The 21,496-nt window shown below is 60.4% G+C and carries 22 protein-coding genes; 16 read left to right on the plus strand and 6 right to left on the minus strand.

Going from position 1 to position 21,496, the window contains the following annotated elements:
- Nucleotides 1-92: 92 nt before the first annotated feature.
- Nucleotides 93-938 carry an IclR family transcriptional regulator C-terminal domain-containing protein gene (locus OZ411_RS00325; protein ID WP_282526308.1) on the plus strand — a complete coding sequence of 282 codons (846 nt, stop codon included), beginning with the start codon at nucleotides 93-95 and terminating at the stop codon, nucleotides 936-938.
- Nucleotides 939-1,006: 68 nt separating this feature from the next.
- On the opposite strand, the gene fabA is transcribed toward OZ411_RS00325, so the two are convergent.
- Nucleotides 1,007-1,537 carry a bifunctional 3-hydroxydecanoyl-ACP dehydratase/trans-2-decenoyl-ACP isomerase gene (fabA, locus tag OZ411_RS00330; protein WP_282526309.1) on the minus strand — a complete coding sequence of 177 codons (531 nt, stop codon included), beginning with the start codon at nucleotides 1,535-1,537 and terminating at the stop codon, nucleotides 1,007-1,009.
- Between the two features lie 334 nt (nucleotides 1,538-1,871).
- Between fabA and OZ411_RS00335 the strand changes: the two genes are divergently transcribed.
- The gene (locus OZ411_RS00335; protein WP_282526310.1) at nucleotides 1,872-2,933 is read left to right on the plus strand and encodes a 2-dehydropantoate 2-reductase; all 1,062 of its coding nucleotides are present in this window, start codon (nucleotides 1,872-1,874) and stop codon (nucleotides 2,931-2,933) included.
- A gap of 153 nt (nucleotides 2,934-3,086) precedes the next feature.
- On the opposite strand, the gene OZ411_RS00340 is transcribed toward OZ411_RS00335, so the two are convergent.
- The 4 genes from OZ411_RS00340 to OZ411_RS00355 all read right to left on the minus strand — a co-directional run bounded on the left by OZ411_RS00340 (nucleotide 3,087) and on the right by OZ411_RS00355 (nucleotide 6,803).
- Nucleotides 3,087-3,338, minus strand: a complete 252-nt coding sequence (locus tag OZ411_RS00340; RefSeq protein ID WP_282526311.1) for a hypothetical protein — start codon at nucleotides 3,336-3,338, stop codon at nucleotides 3,087-3,089.
- A gap of 562 nt (nucleotides 3,339-3,900) precedes the next feature.
- Entirely contained in the window at nucleotides 3,901-4,407 is a 507-nt protein-coding gene (locus OZ411_RS00345; protein WP_282526312.1) for a lipocalin-like domain-containing protein, read from the minus strand.
- Between the two features lie 182 nt (nucleotides 4,408-4,589).
- Nucleotides 4,590-5,423, minus strand: coding sequence for a tripartite tricarboxylate transporter substrate binding protein (locus OZ411_RS00350; protein ID WP_282526313.1), 834 nt, complete (start codon nucleotides 5,421-5,423; stop codon nucleotides 4,590-4,592).
- A gap of 213 nt (nucleotides 5,424-5,636) precedes the next feature.
- Entirely contained in the window at nucleotides 5,637-6,803 is a 1,167-nt protein-coding gene (locus tag OZ411_RS00355) for a serine hydrolase domain-containing protein (RefSeq protein ID WP_282526314.1), read from the minus strand.
- A 189-nt stretch (nucleotides 6,804-6,992) separates the two neighbouring features.
- On the opposite strand from OZ411_RS00355, the gene OZ411_RS00360 reads away from it, so the two are divergent.
- From OZ411_RS00360 to OZ411_RS00425, 14 genes are all read left to right on the plus strand, one after another.
- Nucleotides 6,993-7,685 carry a TetR/AcrR family transcriptional regulator gene (locus tag OZ411_RS00360; protein ID WP_282526315.1) on the plus strand — a complete coding sequence of 231 codons (693 nt, stop codon included), beginning with the start codon at nucleotides 6,993-6,995 and terminating at the stop codon, nucleotides 7,683-7,685.
- A 165-nt stretch (nucleotides 7,686-7,850) separates the two neighbouring features.
- On the plus strand, nucleotides 7,851-8,558 hold the full coding sequence (locus tag OZ411_RS00365) for an SDR family NAD(P)-dependent oxidoreductase (protein ID WP_282526316.1): 708 nt from the start codon (nucleotides 7,851-7,853) through the stop codon (nucleotides 8,556-8,558).
- 85 nt (nucleotides 8,559-8,643) lie between these two features.
- The gene (locus OZ411_RS00370; RefSeq protein ID WP_282526317.1) at nucleotides 8,644-9,042 is read left to right on the plus strand and encodes a ketopantoate reductase C-terminal domain-containing protein; all 399 of its coding nucleotides are present in this window, start codon (nucleotides 8,644-8,646) and stop codon (nucleotides 9,040-9,042) included.
- Between the two features lie 196 nt (nucleotides 9,043-9,238).
- The gene (locus OZ411_RS00375) at nucleotides 9,239-10,120 is read left to right on the plus strand and encodes an NmrA family NAD(P)-binding protein (RefSeq protein WP_282526318.1); all 882 of its coding nucleotides are present in this window, start codon (nucleotides 9,239-9,241) and stop codon (nucleotides 10,118-10,120) included.
- A gap of 48 nt (nucleotides 10,121-10,168) precedes the next feature.
- Nucleotides 10,169-10,630 (plus strand): MarR family transcriptional regulator, encoded by a 462-nt coding sequence (locus tag OZ411_RS00380; RefSeq protein ID WP_282526319.1) that lies wholly within the window; start codon nucleotides 10,169-10,171, stop codon nucleotides 10,628-10,630.
- A gap of 293 nt (nucleotides 10,631-10,923) precedes the next feature.
- Complete coding sequence (locus OZ411_RS00385; RefSeq protein ID WP_282526320.1) at nucleotides 10,924-11,706, plus strand: ABC transporter ATP-binding protein; 783 nt, start codon at nucleotides 10,924-10,926, stop codon at nucleotides 11,704-11,706.
- A complete protein-coding gene (locus tag OZ411_RS00390; protein ID WP_282526321.1) occupies nucleotides 11,703-12,557 on the plus strand; it encodes an ABC transporter permease in 855 nt (284 codons plus the stop codon). Before OZ411_RS00385 ends, OZ411_RS00390 begins: the two co-directional genes overlap by 4 nt.
- Before the next feature lie 24 nt (nucleotides 12,558-12,581).
- Nucleotides 12,582-13,565 carry an ABC transporter substrate-binding protein gene (locus OZ411_RS00395; RefSeq protein WP_282526322.1) on the plus strand — a complete coding sequence of 328 codons (984 nt, stop codon included), beginning with the start codon at nucleotides 12,582-12,584 and terminating at the stop codon, nucleotides 13,563-13,565.
- 137 nt (nucleotides 13,566-13,702) lie between these two features.
- Nucleotides 13,703-14,974: an amidase gene (locus tag OZ411_RS00400; RefSeq protein WP_282526323.1), complete on the plus strand. Its 1,272-nt coding sequence runs from the start codon at nucleotides 13,703-13,705 to the stop codon at nucleotides 14,972-14,974.
- A 182-nt stretch (nucleotides 14,975-15,156) separates the two neighbouring features.
- Nucleotides 15,157-15,405 carry a ketopantoate reductase C-terminal domain-containing protein gene (locus tag OZ411_RS00405; RefSeq protein WP_282526324.1) on the plus strand — a complete coding sequence of 83 codons (249 nt, stop codon included), beginning with the start codon at nucleotides 15,157-15,159 and terminating at the stop codon, nucleotides 15,403-15,405.
- Between the two features lie 1,397 nt (nucleotides 15,406-16,802).
- The gene (gene gcl, locus OZ411_RS00410; RefSeq protein WP_282526325.1) at nucleotides 16,803-18,605 is read left to right on the plus strand and encodes a glyoxylate carboligase; all 1,803 of its coding nucleotides are present in this window, start codon (nucleotides 16,803-16,805) and stop codon (nucleotides 18,603-18,605) included.
- 11 nt (nucleotides 18,606-18,616) lie between these two features.
- Complete coding sequence (hyi, locus tag OZ411_RS00415; RefSeq protein WP_282526326.1) at nucleotides 18,617-19,402, plus strand: hydroxypyruvate isomerase; 786 nt, start codon at nucleotides 18,617-18,619, stop codon at nucleotides 19,400-19,402.
- 19 nt (nucleotides 19,403-19,421) lie between these two features.
- A complete protein-coding gene (locus OZ411_RS00420) occupies nucleotides 19,422-20,309 on the plus strand; it encodes a 2-hydroxy-3-oxopropionate reductase (RefSeq protein WP_282526327.1) in 888 nt (295 codons plus the stop codon).
- Between the two features lie 119 nt (nucleotides 20,310-20,428).
- Nucleotides 20,429-20,815, plus strand: coding sequence for a DUF1236 domain-containing protein (locus OZ411_RS00425; protein WP_130579502.1), 387 nt, complete (start codon nucleotides 20,429-20,431; stop codon nucleotides 20,813-20,815).
- Between the two features lie 60 nt (nucleotides 20,816-20,875).
- On the opposite strand, the gene OZ411_RS00430 is transcribed toward OZ411_RS00425, so the two are convergent.
- Entirely contained in the window at nucleotides 20,876-21,490 is a 615-nt protein-coding gene (locus OZ411_RS00430) for a thiamine pyrophosphate-dependent enzyme (protein ID WP_282526328.1), read from the minus strand.
- Nucleotides 21,491-21,496 lie beyond the last annotated feature (6 nt).

A 21,496-nucleotide genomic window follows, 5' to 3' on the forward strand; every position in this document is an offset into this window, starting at 1 on the left:
CTTCGACGTCAGTCGGAGCGGCATTTTGATTGAACGCTTCGGGTGAGGGGACTCTCCACAAACTCGGTCTGTGTCTGGGAATGCAGGTCGCGATGAAGAGAGACGTGATCCGGCGCAAGTCCGTCGAGAAGGCCAACGCGGATCCTGAGGCCGATTCGCGCGAGGGCGGCGTGCAGTCGGTCGACCGTGCGCTCTCGATCATCGAGACGCTCGCCGAAGACGACGAAGGCTACCGCTTGAGCGATCTCGCCATCCGCACGGGGCTGTCGACCTCGACCGTGCACCGTCTGCTGGCAACGCTCGAAAGCCGCCGCTTCGTGCAATTCGACCGTACCGAATCGAAATGGCATGTCGGCGCTCGCAGCTTCACGGTCGGCGCCACCTTTGCCAGGCGCCGCAACTTCACCGCACAGGCAGTTCCTTACCTGCGCAAGCTGCGCGACCTCACGCGCGAGACCGCCAACCTCGCCGTGGTCGACGATGAGTTCATCGTCGTGCTGACCCGCATGGAGAGCCGCGAGATCATGCGTTCCCTGACCAAGGTCGGCGGCCGTGTGGCGATGGTGGCGTCCGGCGTCGGCAAGGCGGTGCTGGCGACCTACTCGGATGAGGACGTCAGCGCGATCATCCGCCACCACGGTATGCCGCGCCTGACCGAGAAGACCATCACGCGGCCGAGCGACCTGTTCAGAGAACTTGAACGGGTCCGCCGCCAAGGCTACGCCGTCGACGACGAGGAAGCCTGCATGGGGCTGCGCTGCATCGCCGCCGTCGTCTACAACGATTGCAGCGAGCCGCTGGCGGCGATCTCGGTCTCCGGCATGACCAGTCGCCTGACCGACGATCGCTTGGCCACGCTCGGCCAGACCGTCCGCGAAGTGGCGGCCGAGCTGACGCTTGCGCTCGGTGGCCTCGTGCCCGCTGCGACGGCTGGCTGAGAAGACAACGCCGTCATTGCGGGCGCATCCGCCTGTGTGGAGAGATGGATTGCGTCGCTGACTACAGCTCAGATCGCGGGCGTTATCAGACCAACCCTCATGTCTCTGGCAACGTAGACGCATGTGTCATCGGCGAGCACGCGGCCGTTCGCAACTCCGAGAACCAGTCTGCCGCGCCTCACCTGGCGCATATCAACCTCATAGCGAACGCGTCTGACTTCTGGGGTGATATGGCCTCTGAACTTCACCTCGCCAACACCGATGGCGCGGCCTTTGCCTGGTGAGCCCGACCAGCCGAGCCAGTAACCGATCATCTGCCACATCGCGTCCAAACCCAGACATCCCGGCATCACAGGGTCGTGAGGAAAGTGGCAATTAAAGAACCAGAGGCTCGGCGTAATGTCCAACTCGCCGACGATATGGCCCTTTCCAAATTCGCCGCCGTTCATGCTGATGTCTGTGATGCGGTCCATCATAAGCATGGGCGGTGCTGGCAACTGCGCATTGCCTGGGCCGAAATAGCCACCTTCACCTGACTTGAGCAGATCGTCTTTTGTGTAGGACGATTGCGGAGTGTGAAAGTCGTGTGGGTTGGGCAAGACAACAAGGCCTTTGGTGGTGAGCGGTCGGGGGTATACTCCGACGTCTGTACTCGCGGTCAGGATGTACTTGGATTGAGTTCAATTCAAGTGCGATCAGCGGCGAATGGTCGAAAGCTGTCGCCGCGAGGCCGCTCTCGATGGCAAGTCTGGGCTGGTTGCCGGTTCGCACAACGCCGAAGTCGGCTCCGGTCAAAGGTTGAACCGGTAGTAACGTCCTTTATTGGGCGCAAGGTGGACCATTGGCGAAAGGCCTGGATCGACTAAACTGACGCCTCACGAACCAGGGAACCGGTTGCTTCCCTGACCGCAAGAACAATGCCGGGGAGAAAGCATGGGTCGGAAGATAGCTATCGTCGGAGCTGGTGCGGTCGGCGGGTATGTCGGTGCCCATATGGTGCAGGCCGGCGAGGACGTCACGTTCATCGATCCCTGGCCCGAGCATATTGACCACATGAGGAAGCACGGACTGCGCGTCACCCACGCAAGGGACGTCGCGGAATTCTCGGTTTCCGTGCGCGCGCTGCACATCACGGACGCGCAGCAGCTCGCCAAGGAGAGACCGGTCGACATCGCCTTCGTCTGCATGAAATCTTACGACACCGCCTGGGCCACCATGCTGATCCAGCAGTATCTGGCGCCCGACGGCTATGTGGTGTCGCTGCAGAACTGCATGAACGAAGAGACGATTGCCGGCATCGTCGGCTGGGGCAAGACGCTCGGATGCATTGCCAGCAGCATCACCGTCAATCTGCCTGAACCCGGCCATATTCACCGCGGCGCCGGCAAGGGCGGGGCGGCGCACACCGTATTTCGCACCGGCGAAGTGCACGGTCGCGTCACGGCTCGGGCGGAAGAAATCTGCCGTCTGGTGGGCTACTCGGACAGCGCCAAAGTGACCGGCAATCTGTGGGGCGAGCGCTGGTCGAAACTGGTTGCCAACGTCATGGGCAATGGGCTCTCGGCCTGCACGGGTCTGTCGGGCGGAGACATGTTGCAAAGCGAGCCGATCCGCCGTTTCTCCACCCGGCTCGGCAGCGAAGCGATCCGCGTCGGCCAGGCGCTCGGCTATCAATTGGAGGAGATCCTGCACCTGTCGCCTGAGACGATCGCGCGCGCCGGAGAAGGCGACGAGACGGCGATGCGCGTCTGCGACGAGCAGCGCTTCAAGGACGGCAAACGCACCTCCTCCGAGCAGCGTCCCTCGATGGGCCAGGATGTGCAGAAGGGCCGGCGCACCGAGATCGAATTCCTCAACGGTTTAGTGGTGCGCGAGGGCGAGAAGATCGGCCTGTCCTGCGCAGCCAATGCCGTGCTGACCGACCTCGTCAAGCGCGTGGAGCGGAATGAGCTGAGCCCGGATCCGCGGCACATTACTGAGTTGCGGCTGAACTGAGCCGCGTTGCTCGCCTTGATGCGCAGAACGGGTTGACGTCTGAACTACCGGGTGGGCAGACAAACTCCGTCCACTTGAATCGGACAGGTACGGGCCAACAACGGACTGGCTGCAAGGCAATGTCGCCAAGCGAAAGGTCTCTTATAGAGACACCTAACATTGCGGGCGCTTGTCGAGAGCCGCCACGATGCGCTCTAGATTGGCATTTATCCGCTGCGTTTCGGTGAGCTGCTGCTCACACAGTTGGATTGCCGAAACCCCCGATTTTGTGCGGTTGGTAAAACGCGAAACCACGATCCATGCACCAATGAGCAGCACGAACGGCCACCATGAGAGCAGTGCCGACAGCCAATCACCATTCATATACAGGTTTCCATCCTCTTCGTCAGGATGCCGTTCATCCATTAACAAGTAACCCTCGCTCGTTGATAAATGTAGGAAATCAATGCACGCGGCGCTTGTTGGGGGCACTCAGAACCGGAAGATCACTTTTGGGATTGCCGAGACAACTATAGCTCGGAAGAACTCGCGGTATCGCCATTGCTAACTGGATGTCTGTCAACAGCGGCCGGCATCCGAAACCCTTCACAAAAGCGGCGTCGAGGCACGCGCACAGCGATGTCCGCCCTGGTTCAGACGACCGACATGGTGAAAGCGGGAGCGCGATTCAGCTCGGGGTCTTTTCGGACCTCAGCGCGGTCTTGAAATATCTCCAGTTTACCCCAACGACCGGACATCACTAAGCGCAGGGTGGCTTAGCGAACGCGTAATCCACCCTTGCATCGCGCGACTGTCCGGAGTCCTTTGAGGTGCCGGCTCGTCGTGCTTGGGGCGTCGTAACGGACGCGCGCCGCTTCGTCCTAGAGCGTGATGACTTTTCTTCGAATCGTCATCCCGCTCTAGCTCTTTGTTTGAGCATGATCTTTTTCGGAAAACCGGTCTCCACTTTTCCGGATCATGCTCTAAGCTACCGGACGCGCTCAAAAGTTATGCGGATCCGTGTTCCTTCCGGCCTCTGGAAGTTTTCTGTCATTCGATCGCCGTCCACGATGAGCGTAAGCTCTTTGCGAGTACGTTCACTTCCAATCCAATTTGGAAAGGTCGAAACCTCCACCTTGTTGCCACTGAATTCTCCGTTTTCATCGACCGTGTATGTACCTGCGAACCCGATAGCTCCGGCCATGGCTGCTCGATTTTCTTGATCCGTCCCGTTGCCGCGCGCACTCGACGCGAAGCGCGGAACCGTTGAGTCGCTCAGAACCTCGACGAAATGCATATCCTCGGTAAAGACGAGCATGCCGTTCGGTTTTGGCCCGTACGCCGGGAGGTTCCCTCCATCCGGATCGATCTGCGCGGCGACCATCCGCCATGTGCCCACCACCTTGTTCAGTGGTCGTGCATTCGCCGACACCCCAGCTAGGGCGAAAAGCGCAGCGACGGATACAATCGCAATGGTAGATAGCTTCATGCTCATCTCAATTCTCCTGGCATCATGTTTACAAGCAATCGACCGTCAGCACGGAGCCATCGGTCCGGTTTCTCGAAGATAATCTGTTGTGCTCAGATACAAGCTGATGAGAAATCTTCCCCAATGTGCTCAACAGCAGTTGTCGATGCGCCGCACGTCCGCGGTATGTCGCCCGTTTCTCGATGAGCCTAATCAAGGTGTATGTCGCCCTCGCGGGCGACCCTGCTGAATAGCTCAATGTCGTCTTTCGTGCGCTGCGTGACCTCCTCTGGGCTGCGATATTGTGGAACAAGGCCGATCTCGCTCGTCTGACTGGCTATGCCGGCGTCACGTGAGATTTCCCTTACCGCTTCTTCGAGTCTTTGAACGATCGGTGCTGGCGTTCCGGAGGGCGCATAAAGCGCGTGCCACCAAGTCGTCTCGGCGTCTGGCAATCCCGCCTGTGCCACGGTAGGAAGGTCCGGAAAGCGTGGATCACGATCCTTACCGGTGGTGACAAAAGCGCGGATTTGGCCAGCTTCCACGAAGGACTTCACTTCAGTCTGGGACGTGCAACTCACGAAATTCGCGACGACCGCCTGGATGCCGGGCGCATTACCTCGAAAGGGAATGTGCTGAACCTTGATGCCCGCCGCCTTGGCGAACAACTCGCTACTGAAGTGATTGCCGCCACCTATCCCTGAATTGGCGAATGAGAGCTTCTCGGGATTTCCTCTTGCGAACTCGATCAGTCCCTTTAGTTCGGTGAACGGCATTTGCGAATTGCAAACGATCATCGTGGCGAACCAGAAGATCTGCCCGAGAGGCACAAAATCCCTGAAAGGGTCGTATGGGAGCGATTTGATGAGTGCGGGATAGAGAGCATGAGTGATGGAAGTGCCATACAACAGCGTGTATCCGTCCGGAGCGGCTCGCGCTGCGTCTGCCGCTCCGATGCGCCCTCCAGCGCCCACTTTGTTCTCGATAACCAACGATTGACCGAGCATCGTGGAGAGCTTCTTGGCGAACACGCGCGCGCCCAAGTCTGCGCTGCTCCCGGCGGAGGCCGGTACCACAAGCCGGATAGGCCTCGAAGGATATTCCGCTGCCGCGAGCGGGCTGAGACCGCAAGCGAAAGTTAGGGCAATTACCCCGGCGAGGATTCTATAGCTCGACATTCTTGATCTCCAGTTGTTACGCACATGCTCACCGCCTGGCGGCAGTACGCGACGCTGAGCGCGAGTCGGCTTCGTGCTTCAGTCCGATACGGCGGAGATGACGAGGTCGGAAAGTCGCTGCGAACGCCTTCGTGATTTGTAGAGCTGCGGATACCCGACCACGAGATGGACGAATGTCAGTTGTCTTTCCGGGTCCACCCAAAACAGTTGCCCGCCAAAGCCGGATCCGCCGAAAGTGCTCGGTGAACTCAACGTACCCATGCTGGCAAGGAATACGCCTTCGCCTCGCACGTAAAACGACAGACCGATGTTCGCGGGAAATGGCTCGGTAAAATTGTTCTCGGCGGATGCCTTGTAGAGGCCACTCAGCTTTGTCCCTGTCTGGATCGTCGTCGCCGCCTTTATGATCGCCGGAGAAAGCACGCGCACGCCGTTCAGGGTTCCGCCCAGTCTGAACATCTCCGCGAAGCGATATTGATCGTAAGCCGTAGACACGGCGCCTCCAGCGGGAAATTCAACCGTGGCGCAGATTTCCGCGATGCGCTCGATATCTCGCTGAGGGATCGTCTCTTTGGAGTCGTCGCACATTGTGATAGGTGCGGATCGGTCGGCCAGATCATTCCGGCCGATCAACGTCAGCGCGGTGTCGGTCATGCCGGTCGGGACCAGGATTTCGTCGGCCATGATCTGCGTCAATGATCGATTCCGATCATCGAGCCGTCGCACGACTTCCCCCAGGATCGCATGGGCCGCACCGGCATGATAGTTTACGACACCGTCCGGTGCCAATTCGGGCGGCATCGCGCATATCTTGGCCACGTATGCTTCGTTCCCTTGGCTCCAATCCTCGACGGGATGTTGCATCGGGAGTCCAGCCTGATGGCTCAGGGTATCACGGATCGTCACTCGCTCTTTGCCGTTGCAGGCGAATTCCGGAATCACCTCGGCGATGCGTGTGGTGAGCGTCACCTGTCCGCGATCGATAAAGCGGAAGACGGTGGCGGCCGTGAGCTGTTTGGTTAGCGACATGACGGGGAGTACGTCGTCTGTCTTGATCTTCCGGCCGGCTTTTCGATCCGCAAAACCAATCGCTTCATGCATCACGATTTTTCCGCGGCGTGCGATGAGGATGACCGATCCATCGGACAGGCCGCTTTCGATGTCCGTCTCGATATCTTCCCGGAGGAGCGTCAGCTTTTCCTCGTCCATCCCGACATCCGCGGGCGATGTGTCGATTCTGATCATGGAAGTCCTCGAATTTCGATCTCTGGAGTAGGGCGCCTCAACGTCGATTGGGGAGGGCGGCTGCTCAGCAAGCGAAGGCCCTTGCGGCCGGAGCAAAATAGATTTAGATTCTAATTCTAGATTGGTCAAGGCCGAACTGCCTGCGGTATATTGCTTCATCAAACTGGATCGAACCGGACGGGACGCTGAGTGGCCAAACCAAGAAACGCATCACCAATCGGAGCTGAACAGCCTCAGGGTCTGGCGGCAATTTCGAAGCTCGCGCGCGTCAACGCCCCAAAGCAGGCGCGCAGCGAACAGAGATTGGCCGACATCGTACAGGCGCTGAACGTCCTCTTGGACGGCCGATCGTTCGACGACATTACCATCCCGGAAATCGCAGCGCGGGCCGGGTGCGTGCCAGCCTCGATCTATGCGAGATTCAAGGACAAGCGCAGTATCCTCGTGGCTCTGCACGAATCTTTCCGGAACCAGCAAGTTGCGCAAATCGAAGAGAGCTTGAGTACGGATGCTCACAAGGATTTGTCGCTCGACGACTCGATACGGCTGATCCTGCGAAACCTCACCAGGCACTATTCCCGCAGGCAGCACATGTTGCGATCAACGCTCCTTCTCGACGATCAAGAAATCTACGAAGGGGCTGGAGCACTGATTGCGTTGGTTTCGACCCGCGTATCAGCCATCCTGCGTCAGAAACTGCCGAAACGTCGGATAATGTCCGAAGAGCGGGTCGACTTGGCTGTCCGCTCGGTCGTCGCACTCTTGCAGCAGCGGCTGATCTTTCGTCCGGCCTCGGTTGGCAGGTTCGCTCCATCCGACGATTGTCAAATCGCTTCAGAAATTACCATCGTCTTTCGCAGCATCCTGCAGATCGGCGATTGATCGGACTGTCTATCCTCGCGTGGTTGTTGGACGGGCGTAATTCGAGACCGAGGTGCAAGCTGAGGTCCCCACTCAAATCGACATTTCGCCCCATTGGCGGTTCTTCGCAAAGCGCGCCTTAGACGAACTGATCCCAAATCAAGGTATGGAAACGTGGACAGACAAGTGACGCTCATCACCGGTGCATCTCGGGGTATTGGCAGGCAGGTTGCCGTTGATTGCGCTCGAGAGGGCCACCCTGTGGTAATTAACTTCGCCAGGTCTCATGACGCCGCGGAGGAGGTCGTCGCGTCGATCGTCAACGCAGGGGGGCAGGCTATAGCAGTGCAAGGTGATGTAAGCGTTGAGGCGGACGCTCGCCGACTTATATCAGCGGCCGTCGATCAATTTGGAAGGCTCGACTGTGTCATCAACAACGCCGGGGTTGGCGAGAAGATTCCCCTTGAAAGCCTGACGTCCGATGCATTCGACCAAGTGTTGAAGCTCAATCTACTCTCTGCATTTATGGTCTCGCAGGCGGCCATACCTCACATGATGAAAAATGGTGGCCGGCTGATTTTCATGTCTTCAGGGGCCGCGAGGACGGGGGGAATCATCTCGGCAGCCTACGCAGCATCCAAGGCCGGAATGGAGGGGTTGATGCACTACTACGCGACGTATCTTCGCGAACATAGAATTACGGCAAATGCCATCGCTCCGTCGCTCATTGCCACCGACATGATCAATCGTGCTGCGCATCAGTCGGACAAGAGCCTCCCGCTCGGCCGTTTTGGACGTCCCGACGAAATCTGGCCTGCGGTTAGAATGATCATGGAAACCGAGTATCTTACCGGGCAGACGATCCATATTGACGCCGGGCGATATATGACGTGAGGTAGATAAAATGTCGCATTCGTAGGCACAGTTGTTCAGATGCAGGTCGTTATCGCAAATCTAAGCGGAACTGAGGGCTGCTATTGTGAAGGGCTTCGACCGCCGATCGCGCGGCGCCGTCTTCAAGCGGCCAGCATCCGAAACCCTTCACAAAAGCGGCGTCGAGGCAAGCGCACAGCATCGGCCGCCTGAGACGATCGCGCGCGCCGGGGAAGGCGACGAGACGGCGATGCGCGTCTGCGACGAGCAGCGCTTCAAGGACGGCAATCGCACCTCTTCAGAGCAGCGTCCCTCGATGGGCCAGGATGTGCAGAAGGGCCGCCGCACCGAGATCGAATTCCTCAACGGTTTCGTGGTGCGCGAAGGCGAGAAGATCGGCCTCGCCTGTGCGGCCAATGCCGTGCCGACGGACCTCGTCAAGCGCGTGGAACGGAATGAGCTGAGCCCGGATCCGCGGCACATTACTGAGTTGCGGCTGAACTGAGGTGCGCTCGCAAGAGCGGAGCAGGCCGGCACTGGCGTTGACATTCCCGCCGGTCGCATCCGAATTCGAGGGCTTATCTAGCTGAAAAATAGCGTGAATTAGACGGCGGCAGCAAATTAGTCCGGAGGGGCTTGACCGATAAGAGCATATACCCCTATCGTTACGAGCATATGCCCTCAACGGAAGGATGCTTGTCATGAGTGAAGCTGAGGTTCTTGTGAGCGGTGCTACCGGACGCACCGGCGGTGCTGCCATCGACGAACTGCTCAAGATGGGCAGGCGCGTGCGGGCCTATGTGCGCTCGAACGGTGAACGCGCCGCTGCTCTGCGGGCTCGCGGTGTCGATATCGCGGTCGGTGATTTCACCGACATCGACCGCATCCGTGCGGCCATGGAAGGCGTCCGATCGGCCTATTTCCTTCATCCGATAGCGCCGGGAATCGTCGGCGCTTCAGCCTATTTCGCGCAGGCCGCGAAGGAGGCGGGCGTTACTGCAATCGTCAACATGTCGCAGATCTCGGCGCGCCGAGAGGCGAGAAGCCATGCTGCGCAGGACCACTGGGTGGCCGAGCGGATCTTCGATTGGTCAGGTGTCGCGACGACCCATCTCCGTCCCACCTTCTTCGCCGACTGGCTTGTCTACCCGCATCTCGGCAAGGATATCTGGGCCAGGAAGAAGATCGAATTCCCATTCGGGAACGGCCGTCACGCGCCCATCGCCAGCGACGACCAGGGGCGAGTCATCGCCCACATCCTGGCCAATCCAAAAGGCCACGAGGGCAAGACCTACACGCTTCATGGCCCGGTCGAGATGAACCATGCTGAGATCGCCGCCGCCATGAGCAAGGTCCTTGGCGCCAAGATCGAGTATGCGCCGACATCGATCGAGGAGTTCAAGCAGAACATGGAGCAAGTGCTCAAGTTTCCCCCGTTCCTGGTGCAGCACCTCGTCGAAGTCGCGCAGAACTATCGGGATGGCATCTTCGCGGGCACGAACGACAACGTCGAAAAGATCACCGGGACGCCCGCGCTTTCGGTGCCGGCTTTCATCGAAAAATACCGCCATGTCTTCGTTTGACAAGGCGCTGAAGATTCGGACCATCAACGGAGATCGCGAGGGGGAAAGATGCTGCTGGCCAACCAACCGCTCAGGGTCGACGAGTGCAACTGCAACGCCATGAGGAAGGCGAGCCGGCAGATCACCCGCTTTTACGATGCTCATCTTGAGCCGACTGGCCTGCGCATCACGCAATTTCTAACCCTGGCGGTCCTCAGTCAGGTGGGGAGTGCAGCGATCAATGCCCTTGCCGAGCGCCTCGACATCGAACGGACGGCGATGGGGAAAATGGCCGGCTTTTTGGAGCGCGATGGCCTGATCAAAATCCGGCCGTCACCCACCGACGGTCGAAGCCGACTCATCGAACTCACCGAAAAGGGACGTCGTCTTCACGCTGAAGCGTCCCCTCTCTGGCGCGAAGCCCAGCGGCAATTCGAGCAACTGAACGGTGCGAAAAATGTAACAGAGCTGCGGCGGGGATTGAGAAAGATCGTCGTCGGCAGCCTGGCGACAAGTTCATCCGAAGACTGAATTTCCCACCGCTTCAGACATGCCGGCGTCGCCGGCTGGGGCAAGACGCTCGCTCCAAGGTTCGCCTTCACGCCCTCGCAATAGCAGAACAAATTGATGTTACCGGGGGCGGAGCGGACAAACTTCGTCCCCGTGAATCGGGCTGGCTGCAAAAAGGCAGCACGTGCTCGAATCAAAGGCAGCAAGAAGCCCATCCGGCCGGAACGCACGCTCAACAGCGCAATTTCTTACGCACTTATGCCGTCGAGTTTGGCACGGTGGTTGCTTGAAGTGCATGGTGGACAGGAGACACCATGTCATCGCCCAAAGTGCAACTTCGTTTGAACGGCATCCGTAAGAGCTTTCCCGGAAAGGAAGCTGCGACGCAGGTTCTCGACGGCTTAACCTTCGATATCCATGAGCGTGATTTCGTCAGCATCATTGGCCCGAGTGGCTGTGGCAAGACGACGGTGTTCAATATTATCGCCGGCCTGGTGGATCCCGATGATGGCGTCATGCTCTATCGCGGCCAGGAAGTGGAAAGCTTACGCGGTCGCGTGGGCTATATGATGCAAAAGGATCTGCTTTTCCCTTGGCGCACGGTGCTGGACAACGTTCTGCTCGGCCTTGAGACCAAGGGCGTCGATCCAAAACGGACTCTGGATACCGCGAGGGAATATCTCAGCACGTTCGGTCTTTCCGGCTTTGAGAACTCATATCCCAAGATGCTGTCCGGCGGTATGCGTCAGCGCGTGGCCTTGATCCGCACTCTCGTGCTCGATCCCGACATCCTGCTCCTCGATGAGCCGTTCTCGGCGCTCGATTATCAGACGCGGCTGTATCTCGAGGGCATCCTGATGGAGGCGGTGGAAACCTTTCACAAGACCGTGATCCTCGTGACCCACGACATCGATGAGGCAGTGGCGCTTTCCAAACGTGTGGTCGTGCTCAGTCAACGTCCGGCGCGAGTCAAGGCCGTTCACGACATCGCGCTGAACGAACATTCTCCGATCGCAGCGCGAAGCGATCCACGCTTCTCCGGTTATTTCCACACGCTCTGTGCGGAGCTCGATATCCAGACCAGGAAGAGTGCATGACGGAAACGGCTCAAGTTGTAAAAACCGCGGCGCCCGCTCGCCCACGCGAGAAAAAGCGCCGTAATGTGTTCGATTCCCTTATCGGGCGAAGCGCTCTTCAGATACTCGCTGTTGTCGGTTTCTTCCTGCTTTGGGAAGCGGCGGTGCGATGGGGATGGTTGTCGGGCTTCCTTGTTGGTCAGCCGAGCGGTGTTCTGCGCAACCTCATCGGTTCCATCGCGAACGGCTCCCTTTTTGCTGATACCGGCTACACAATATTCGAGGCGATCCTGGGATTTACCTTCGGTACCGTGATCGGTTCGGTCATCGGCCTTGCGCTGTGGTATTCGGTGTTCGTGGCGCGGCTGGTGGAACCGTTCATCGCGGCCATCAATTCGGTGCCGAAAATCGCGCTGGCGCCAATCATCATCCTGTGGTTCGGCACCGGCTTGCTATCGAAGGTCGCGCTCGCGATCTCGCTCACCTCCATCGTCGCTCTCATCACCGCCTACCAGGCGGCAAAGGACGCGGACAAAGATCTCCAGGCGCTGCTTTTCTCCATGGGCGCATCCAAGCAGCAGATCTTCAAGCGGGTGATCGCGCCCTCGACCTTGCCCGCGATCATCGCCACCTTCCGCATCAATATCGGATTCGCCCTGGTGGGCGCGGTCGTGGGGGAATTCATCTCCTCCCAGCATGGTCTAGGCCACGTCATCTACGTGGCCTCGAGTCTTTACGATCTCAATACGGTGTGGGCCGGCCTGTTCACGCTGATGCTCGTTGGCTTTCTTTTCTACCACTTGGTCGAGGTCATCGAGAACTGGCTGCTTCCGTGGAAGCAACAGCAGGGCGGCACGCAGATCAACGTTTGATCCTCTTTCAGGAGACTTCCAAAAATGAGACGGCGACTTCCGAAACTGAGCACTCTTTCCGTTGCCCTCGCTCTTGCTCTCGGCATAACCGCAGCAGGGCCGGCTTCCGCCGAGATGAAGAAGGCGACCATCTCTCAAGCGTTTCAATCCCTGCTATACTTGCCACTCTATGTCGGCATGAACGAGGGCTTTTTCGAAAAGCAGGGGCTTGATCTCAACAAGGAAAGCGCCGGCTCCGGAAGCGTTGCTCTCTCGGCCGTGATCTCCAAGAGCGCGCAATTCTCGCTTCATGGACCCGAATGGACGGCCATCGCTGCGTCCAAGGGCGCACCGGTGAACACGATCGCCAACGTCGTGAATGGCGCCGCCGTATGGATCGCCGCCACGCCCGACTTCAAGTTCGACAGTGTGAAAGATCTCAAAGGCCAGAAGATCGTAACTGGGCTGATGCCGACCACCAGCACCTCACTGTTCATCAAGCTGTTGAAGGAAAACGGCATGGATGCCAGCAAGGACGTCGAGATGATTCAGGTTCCGCTCGGCACCGAGCCCGGTCCCTTCGTCGCCGGCCAGGCCAAAGTGGCGGTCATGTACGAGCCTGGCCTCGACCAGGTGGTGGCCAAGGGCATGAAGGTGGTGGTCGGCTTCCCGAAACTGTACGGCGCCTATGCCTTCTCTACCATCACCGCGCGCAACGATGTCGATCCGGACCTTGCCCAGCGGCTGACCAATGGCCTCGAAATGGCGGTGCGTTTCATGCACAAGAACGAGGCGCGCACGGTGGCAATCGCGCAGAAGGAATTCCCGAATCTTGAGCCTGCCGTGGTGGAAGCGGCGGTAAAGCGCATGCTTGCCGACAACGTTTACCCCACCAGTGTCGATATCACGCCCGACGCGCTGAAGCTTGCGCTCGAGACGCAGATCGCGCTCGGCAATCTCGCCGCCCAGCCTGACTACAAGACCTTCGTTCCGAGAACCTATATCGAAAAGGCGATATCCACGAACTGACCTTCGCCGATCTTCGTCGCAACGGCTTCGGGCTGACCCCGGAGCCGTTTGCCTTTTGACCTTCCTCACCTTGGTTATGGGCCCTTCCGAACATGAACTTCGCGCAAGACCATTCTGGCCTCCTCGAAATCATCAGCATGATCGCTGGGGGCGCGGCACAAGCGCAGAACCTGATTGCGGCCAGTCACGCGCGCGCCGCGGCTGTCGAACCTGATCTTCGCGCCTTCGCTTATTTGCCGTCCGAACCGCCCATCGCTTCAGCGGGAAATGGGCCACTCGCAGGTGTCGCGGTCGGTGTGAAAGATCTCATAGACACGGCCGATATGCCGACCACCTACGGTTCGCCGGTGTATGCAGATCACCAGCCGAATGAGGATGCCTGGGCCGTCAGCCGCCTGAAAGATCTCTCGGCGACGGTTCTCGGCAAGACCGTCACCACCGAATTCGCATGGCGCGAACCCGGCCCGACCCGCAACCCTTGGAATCCAAGGCACACGCCCGGCGGTTCTTCCTCCGGCTCTGCAGCGGCCGTTGCAAGCGGATCGGTGCAAGCGGCGCTGGGCACGCAGACTCTGGGTTCGATCCTGCGACCTGCCGCCTATTGTGGTGTGGTGGGATTAAAACCCAGCTTCGGCACCATCAGTCTGAAGGGCGTCCAACCGCTCTCGCAATCCCTGGACCATCTCGGCCTGTTCGCCCGCAGCGTGGATGACGCCGCGTATCTGCTGGCGCTGCTGGCGGGTGGCCCCGGTGCTTCTCGGCAGGCGCCGCTTCAGATTTCTCCTGAAGGCGTTGATCCTTTTCCCGGACCGCGGATCGCGTGGCTTCGTCCGGCGGCAACGCCGGCCTTGGACGAAAGCCAAAGCGCGCTGCTCGCGCAAGTCGCCGCTCTCTTCAGAGATGCCGGAGCGATCGTCGAGCCGTTTACGTTGCCTGCGGAGTTCGAGCAACTGCCGGCGCTTTCCGCTACGCTCTGCGGCGCGGAAGGGGCGGCGAATTTCGGTGCTCTCGTCACACGTTTCCCGGACAAGACCAGCGCCCGACTTAAGGCCCTCGTCGAACGCGGCGCGTCGATTTCCGCGACCGAGTATATTTCCGCCGGCGCGAGGCAGCTTGCGCTCCGCGCCGATTTCACCCGCGCGCTCGCAGGCTTCGACGGTGTTCTTACGACCGCAGCAACAGGTGAAGCGCCGGAAGGATTGTCCGATACCGGCGACCCTGGCCTGTGCGTGCCCTGGACAACTCTCGGGGTTCCGGCGATCGCATTGCCTGCCGGCATCGGGCCGCGCGGCCTGCCCATCGGAATCCAGCTTGTCGCGCCATTCGGCGAAGACCTGAAGCTGCTGCGGATCGCCAAATGGTGCGAAACCTCGCTCGCTATCAAGACCGGGCGCCAGCAGAGCGAATAGATGCCGTGGGGGAAAGCGCGATATCTTCCCGCCTGCGCTGATCGCGACCGATTATGTCGCGCCTTGGTTCTGATGGTCACGGATAGAAGCATCACTGAACAGGCTCCAGCCATTGCAGACTATCAGTCGCATCGCCCGAGACGATCGCGCATGCCGGGGAGGGCGACGCGACGGCGCTGCGCGTGTGCGACGAGCAGCGCTTCAAGGACGGCAAGCGCACCTCTTCAGAGCCGCATCCCTCGATGGGCCAAGACGTACAGAAGGGCCGGCGCACCGAGATCGAATTCCTCAATGGTTTCGTGGTGCGCGAGGGCGAAAAGATCGGTCTGCCGCGCACGGCCAATGCTGTGCTGACGGATCTCGTCAAGCGCGTGGAGCGTAATGAGCTGAGCCCGGATCCGCGGCACATCACGGAACTGCGGTTGAACTGAGTCGGTTTGTCCGCCTTGATGCGCTCGCAATAGCAGAGCCGGTTGACGTCTGAACGACCGGGGCGGAGCAGACAAACTCCGTCCGCTTAAATCGGACAGCTACGGGGCCAGAAGCCGACATCGCGGCGTTCCTGTAGCGGTCAATACGGACACCCCCGGGCCCGACGGGCGATTGGAGACGGTCGCGAGATGGCACCTGCAACGAAAAATGCGACGTCGATCCGTCCAATTGCCGAAAATGCATAGTCCGCCGCTGGGGAGCAGCGCTAACGTTTAGGTTCACTCAGGTTGTTGGCGCAGCATCGCTCGGGCTAGGTCGGTGCCATAAATTTCCAGACACTTATTCGTCCGAGGCCCGAGGCAAATCAAAGGAGGACGCAATGAGTAAGCTCTTTTCGGCAGCACTGATCGCTGTGGCCATGTTCGCTAGTCCGGCCATGGCGGCGTGGTACGACAAAAACGGCGCAGTCATCCATCCCTCCCGCGTCGTTCACTGCATCCGGGCTCCAGACACTGGCCAGTTTGCCGGAGGTCCGTGGAATAATCCTCCCTGCGAACCGGCAACCCGGGGCTCAGGCACCAGGGCGGCGTGGCGCGACAGAAACGGTGCTGTCATCCATCCCTCCCGCGTCGTTCACTGCATCCGGGCTCCAGACGTTGGCCAGTTTGCCGGAGGTGCGTGGAGTAATCCTCCCTGCGAACCGGCAACCTGGCGCTGAGGCGTCAGGTAGCACTACGGTACGGCCAGTTACACTCCTGCCACTGCACGCGGCAGGAGTTCATTGGTACGCGGCGATGACCCAGGTGTTCGCAAGCCCGAGCCGTAAAACCATCGTGCAGGGAAAGCCGGAGTGAATCCGGTTGAACCTGTGGTCCTACCCCGTGCTTTCTTTGCACGGGACCCATGGGTGCAATCGGCACCCGGCTTTCCCTGCGCCCTCTGCTCATTGAGAGGGTGAAACGAACGCAAACCTCGGGCACCACATGCCGCGAGAATGCGGACTCGTATCCATCCCTCACTCCACCGTCATGCCCCGCGCAGGCGGGGCATCCAGTACCCGGCGGCCCAGCGGTTCAAGCACCGCCGCCTCTGGAATACTGGATCGTCCGCCGGAGCCTGTCATCGGGCGGCGCTTTTGCGCCGACCCGGTGGCGGACGATGACAGCGGAAGGCTGTTTGACATTTGAATCAGGAACTCTCGGCCGTCATTGCTCCGACTGAAACGATCTGTCTACGCGCGGCTGTCGTATGCTTTCATTCCGTCGGCGATCCAACCGTCTGACCCGGCGCGGTTTTTCACCGTTCATTCCGTATCGTGGGAAACAAAATCAGCGTCGTTGAGATCGTCGGTCGCTCCCGTGATCATCAGGCCGATGCAACATCAGCGAGGCGCGACATGGCGAAGATGCGGGCGGTCGATGCGGCGGTGCGTATTCTGGAGAAGGAAGGGGTAGATTGCGCGTTCGGTGTTCCCGGCGCGGCGATCAATCCGCTCTATTCGGCGCTGAAGAAGCGTGGCTCGATCCGGCATATCCTCGCGCGTCATGTCGAGGGCGCCTCCCACATGGCGGAGGGGTACACCCGCGCCAAGTGCGGCAACATCGGTGTCTGCATCGGCACGTCGGGTCCGGCGGGTACCGATATGATCACCGGGCTCTATTCGGCGATCGCCGATTCCATTCCGATCCTCTGCATCACCGGGCAGGCGCCGCGGGCGCGGCTCTACAAGGAGGATTTCCAGGCCATCGATATCGAGTCGATCGCAAAGCCGGTGACGAAATGGGCGGTCACGGTGCGCGAGCCTGGCCTCGTGCCGCGCGTATTCAGCCAGGCGTTCCACCTGATGCGCTCGGGGCGTCCGGGTCCCGTGCTGATCGACCTGCCGCTCGACGTGCAGCTCGCCGAGATCGAATTCGATGACGAGACCTATGCGCCGCTGCCGGTCTACAAACCAACCGCGACGCGGGCGCAGATCGAGCGCGCGCTCGAAATGCTGAATATGGCCGAGCGGCCGCTGATCGTGGCCGGTGGTGGCGTCATCAACGCCGATGCGTCAGAGCTGCTGGTAAGTTTCGCCGAAACCGTCAACGTGCCCGTGGTACCGACGCTGATGGGCTGGGGCGCGATCCCCGACGACCACGTGCTGATGGCCGGGATGGTCGGGCTGCAGACCAGCCACCGCTACGGCAATGCCACCATGCTGCAATCGGATTTCGTGCTCGGCATCGGCAACCGCTGGGCCAACCGGCACACCGGCTCGATCGAGACCTACACCAAGGGCCGCACTTTCGTGCATGTCGACATCGAGCCGACGCAGATCGGCCGCGTGTTCAATCCGGACCTCGGCATCGTGTCCGACGCCAAGGCGGCGCTTGAACTGTTCGTCAGTGTCGCGAAGGAATGGCGGAAATCCGGAAAGCTCCGCGAGCGACAGGCGTGGCCGGTCTCATGCCAGGATCGCAAGCGCACGATGCTGCGCAGGAGCCATTTCGACGACATGCCGATCAAGCCGCAGCGCGTCTATCAGGAGATGAACCGCGCTTTCGGCCGCGACACTTGCTACGTCACCGTGATCGGACTGTCGCAGATCGCCGGCGCGCAATTCCTGCGCGTCTATCATCCGCGCAATTGGATCAATGCCGGGCAGGCGGGACCCCTGGGTTGGACGCTCCCCGCCGCGCTCGGCGTGCGCGCCGCCGATCCGGATCGCGAAATCGTCGCGCTCTCGGGCGACTATGATTTCCAGTTCCTGATTGAGGAGCTCGCAGTCGGGGCGCAGTTCAAATTGCCGTACATCCATATCGTCGTGAACAATTCCTATCTCGGCCTGATCCGCCAGGCGCAGCGCGGTTTCGACATGGACTACCAGGTGCAATTGTCGTTCGAGAACATCAACGCGCCCGAGATCGGCTCTTACGGCGTCGACCACGTCGCGGTCGCCGAAGGCCTCGGCTGCAAGGCGATCCGCGTCACCGACCCGAACGATGCGCAGGCGGCATTCGCGACCGCGCGCGAATGGATGGCGAAGTATCGGGTACCGGTCGTGGTCGAGTTCATCCTCGAGCGCGTGACCAATATCGCGATGGGTACCGAGATCGACAACGTCGTGGAGTTCGAGGAACTGCTCGACTTGCCGCTGGACGAGGTGCCGCCGCGCGTTGATGCGCGCCAGCCCGGCAAATTGCTGCCCGCCGAGTAAGGAGTTGGATTGTGCCGAAATTTGCTGCCAATCTCACGATGCTGTTCGGGGAATTGCCGTTCCTGGAGCGCTTCGCCGCCGCCAAGGCCGCCGGCTTCAATGGCGTCGAATATCTGTTCCCCTATGACTTCGATAGAGCCGAGCTGCGTGAGCAGCTTGATAGTCACGGCTTGATCCAGGTCCTGCACAATCTCCCCGCCGGCGATTGGGCGGGAGGCGAGCGCGGCATTGCGATCTTTTCCGATCGGGTCGATGAATTCCGGGACGGTGTCTTTCGCGCCATTGATTACGCCAAGGCGCTCGACTGTCGGCAGTTGAATTGCCTGGTCGGTATCGCACCGCGCGACGCAGATCCGCTCGAATTGAACGAGGTGCTGGTCAACAATCTGCGCTTTGCCGCCAACGCGCTCGCCAAGGAGCAAGTCAAGCTCCTGGTCGAGCCGATCAACACGCTCGATATCCCCGGCTTCTTCCTGAACCATACCGAGCAGGCGGCGCAGCTCATCGCCGACGTGGGCTCGAGCAATCTCTTCATCCAATATGACATCTACCACATGCAGGTGATGGAGGGTGACATCGCCCGCACCGTGCAAAAATACCTGGCGCGCATCGAGCATATTCAGCTCGCCGACAATCCCGGCCGCAACGAGCCGGGCACCGGTGAGATCAACTACCCCTTCCTGTTCCGTCATCTCGACGCGATTGGTTATCGCGGCTGGGTCGGATGCGAATACAAGCCGCGGACGACGACCGTTGACGGTCTCGGTTGGCACGCGGCGCTCACGCTCGTCACTTGATTTGCAGGGGAATATCGCAATGGCAAAGATTGGATTCATCGGCCTCGGCACCATGGGACGCCCGATGGCGGGTCACCTTCAAGCGGCTGGTCATCGCCTGTTTCTGCATGACGTCGGGCCGATCCCGCCGGAGCTGGTCTCGGGCGGCGGTGTCGTCTGCAAATCGGGCAGGGAGGTCGCGCAGGAAGCGGAAGCCGTCATCGTCATGGTGCCGGACACGCCGCATGTGGAGGCGGTGTTGTTCGGCCCCGGCGGCGTCGCCGAAGGACTGTCGAAAGGCAAAATCGTCGTCGACATGAGCTCGATCTCGCCGCTTGCGACGAAGGAATTCGCGAAGAAGATCGAGGCGCTTGGCGCAGACTATCTCGATGCGCCGGTGTCCGGTGGCGAGGTCGGCGCCAAGGCGGCGAGCCTGACCATCATGGTGGGCGGGCCAGAGCGTGCGTTCAACACGATGAAGCCGGTGTTCGAGAAGATGGGCAAGAACATCACGCGTGTTGGCGGCAACGGTGACGGACAGACCACCAAGGTCGCCAACCAGATCATCGTTGCGCTGACGATCGAGGCGGTCGGTGAAGCCTTGCTATTTGCTTCGAAAGCCGGTGCCGACCCCGCGCTGGTGCGGCAAGCGCTGATGGGCGGCTTCGCGTCGTCGCGGATTCTGGAAGTGCATGGCGAACGCATGGTGAAGCGCAATTTCGATCCGGGCTTCCGTATCGAATTGCATCAGAAGGATCTCAACCTCGCGCTCGAAGGCGCCCGCGCGCTCGGACTTTCACTGCCGAGCACGGCGATTGCGCAGCAATTGTTCAATTCCTGCGCGGCTCACGGCGGCAAGGCGTGGGACCATTCCGCGATGGTGCGCGCGCTCGAGATGATGGGAAATCACGAGATCGGCGCGGCTTGATACGCAGCGCGGGAACCGCCGAAATCCATATCGATTCTCCGCGTTCACCATCATGGAACCGGAACAACTGTCGAGGAGGATGGTTGAAGGCGCATCGTCAATTTCAATTGGAGAGAATGATGACCAAGCGTCTTGCCATCTCTGTCATTGCCGCGTCGCTGCTCGCGTCGAGCGCAGCCTTCGCGCAGTCCACCACGGTGGAGGGCGCAGAGAATGGGGCCCGCGCGGGCGGACAGGTCCTGGGCCCCGTGGGCGAGATCGTCGGCGGCACCGTCGGTGCGGCGGTCGGCGCTGGGTTGGAAATCCCGAACGCCGTGATCGGCTCGATCCCGCGCGACGAGCCGTCGGTCGTGGTACACGAGCGTGTCGTGGTCGGGGAACCACTGCCGTCCACAGTCGAATTGCGCACCGTGCCGAGCCACACGGAATATCGCTATGCCATCGTCAATGAGCGCCGGGTGATCGTCGAGCCGCGCACCCGCAGGGTGATCAAGATCATCGACTAACGAAGACCTGCGTACGCGTCGATCCTCGCGGGCACGTCGCCTGCGGGATCGTTCTGTGCGTTACAACGGCTGCCGCACGCCGAGGCCAAGCATGAAGCGTTCCCTGATCTGCACGGGATCGCGACGGGTCGCGCCGGTGCCGGGCTTGTCGTCGATGCGCACGCCGATCAATGTCGGGCCCTCAGAGGCGAGCGACTGATCGATCAGGCGCTCGAAATCATCCTCATCGGCGGCCCAGGAGCTGTTGGGAAGACCGCTCGCCACCGCGATGGCGACGAGATCGGAGGCCGCCGCTGCCGGCGTCGGCTGCGCGCCGGTGATCTGGTAGATGCCGTTGTCCATCACGACCATGGTGAGGTTCTTCGGCGCCAGCGTTGCGATCGTCGAGAGCGAGCCGAGCTGCATCAGCAGCGAGCCGTCGCCCTCCAGCGCGAACACGCGCCGTTTGGGCTGCGCCAGCGCCACGCCGAGCGCGATCGGAAACGCTAGTCCCATGCTTCCCAGCATGTAAAAGTTCTGCGGGCGATGGCCGGCGGCCCAGAGGTCGAAATTGGTGTTGCCGATGCCGCCGACCACCGCCTCCTCGTTCTTCAATCTTGCGACGAGACGCGAGGTGAGGTCGAACCGGTTCATCACCTTGGTGTTGCGGGCGGGGGTTTTGCTTGCCGTGTTCATGGGACC

The organism is Bradyrhizobium sp. Arg237L, assembly GCF_029990105.1.
Taxonomy (GTDB): domain Bacteria; phylum Pseudomonadota; class Alphaproteobacteria; order Rhizobiales; family Xanthobacteraceae; genus Bradyrhizobium.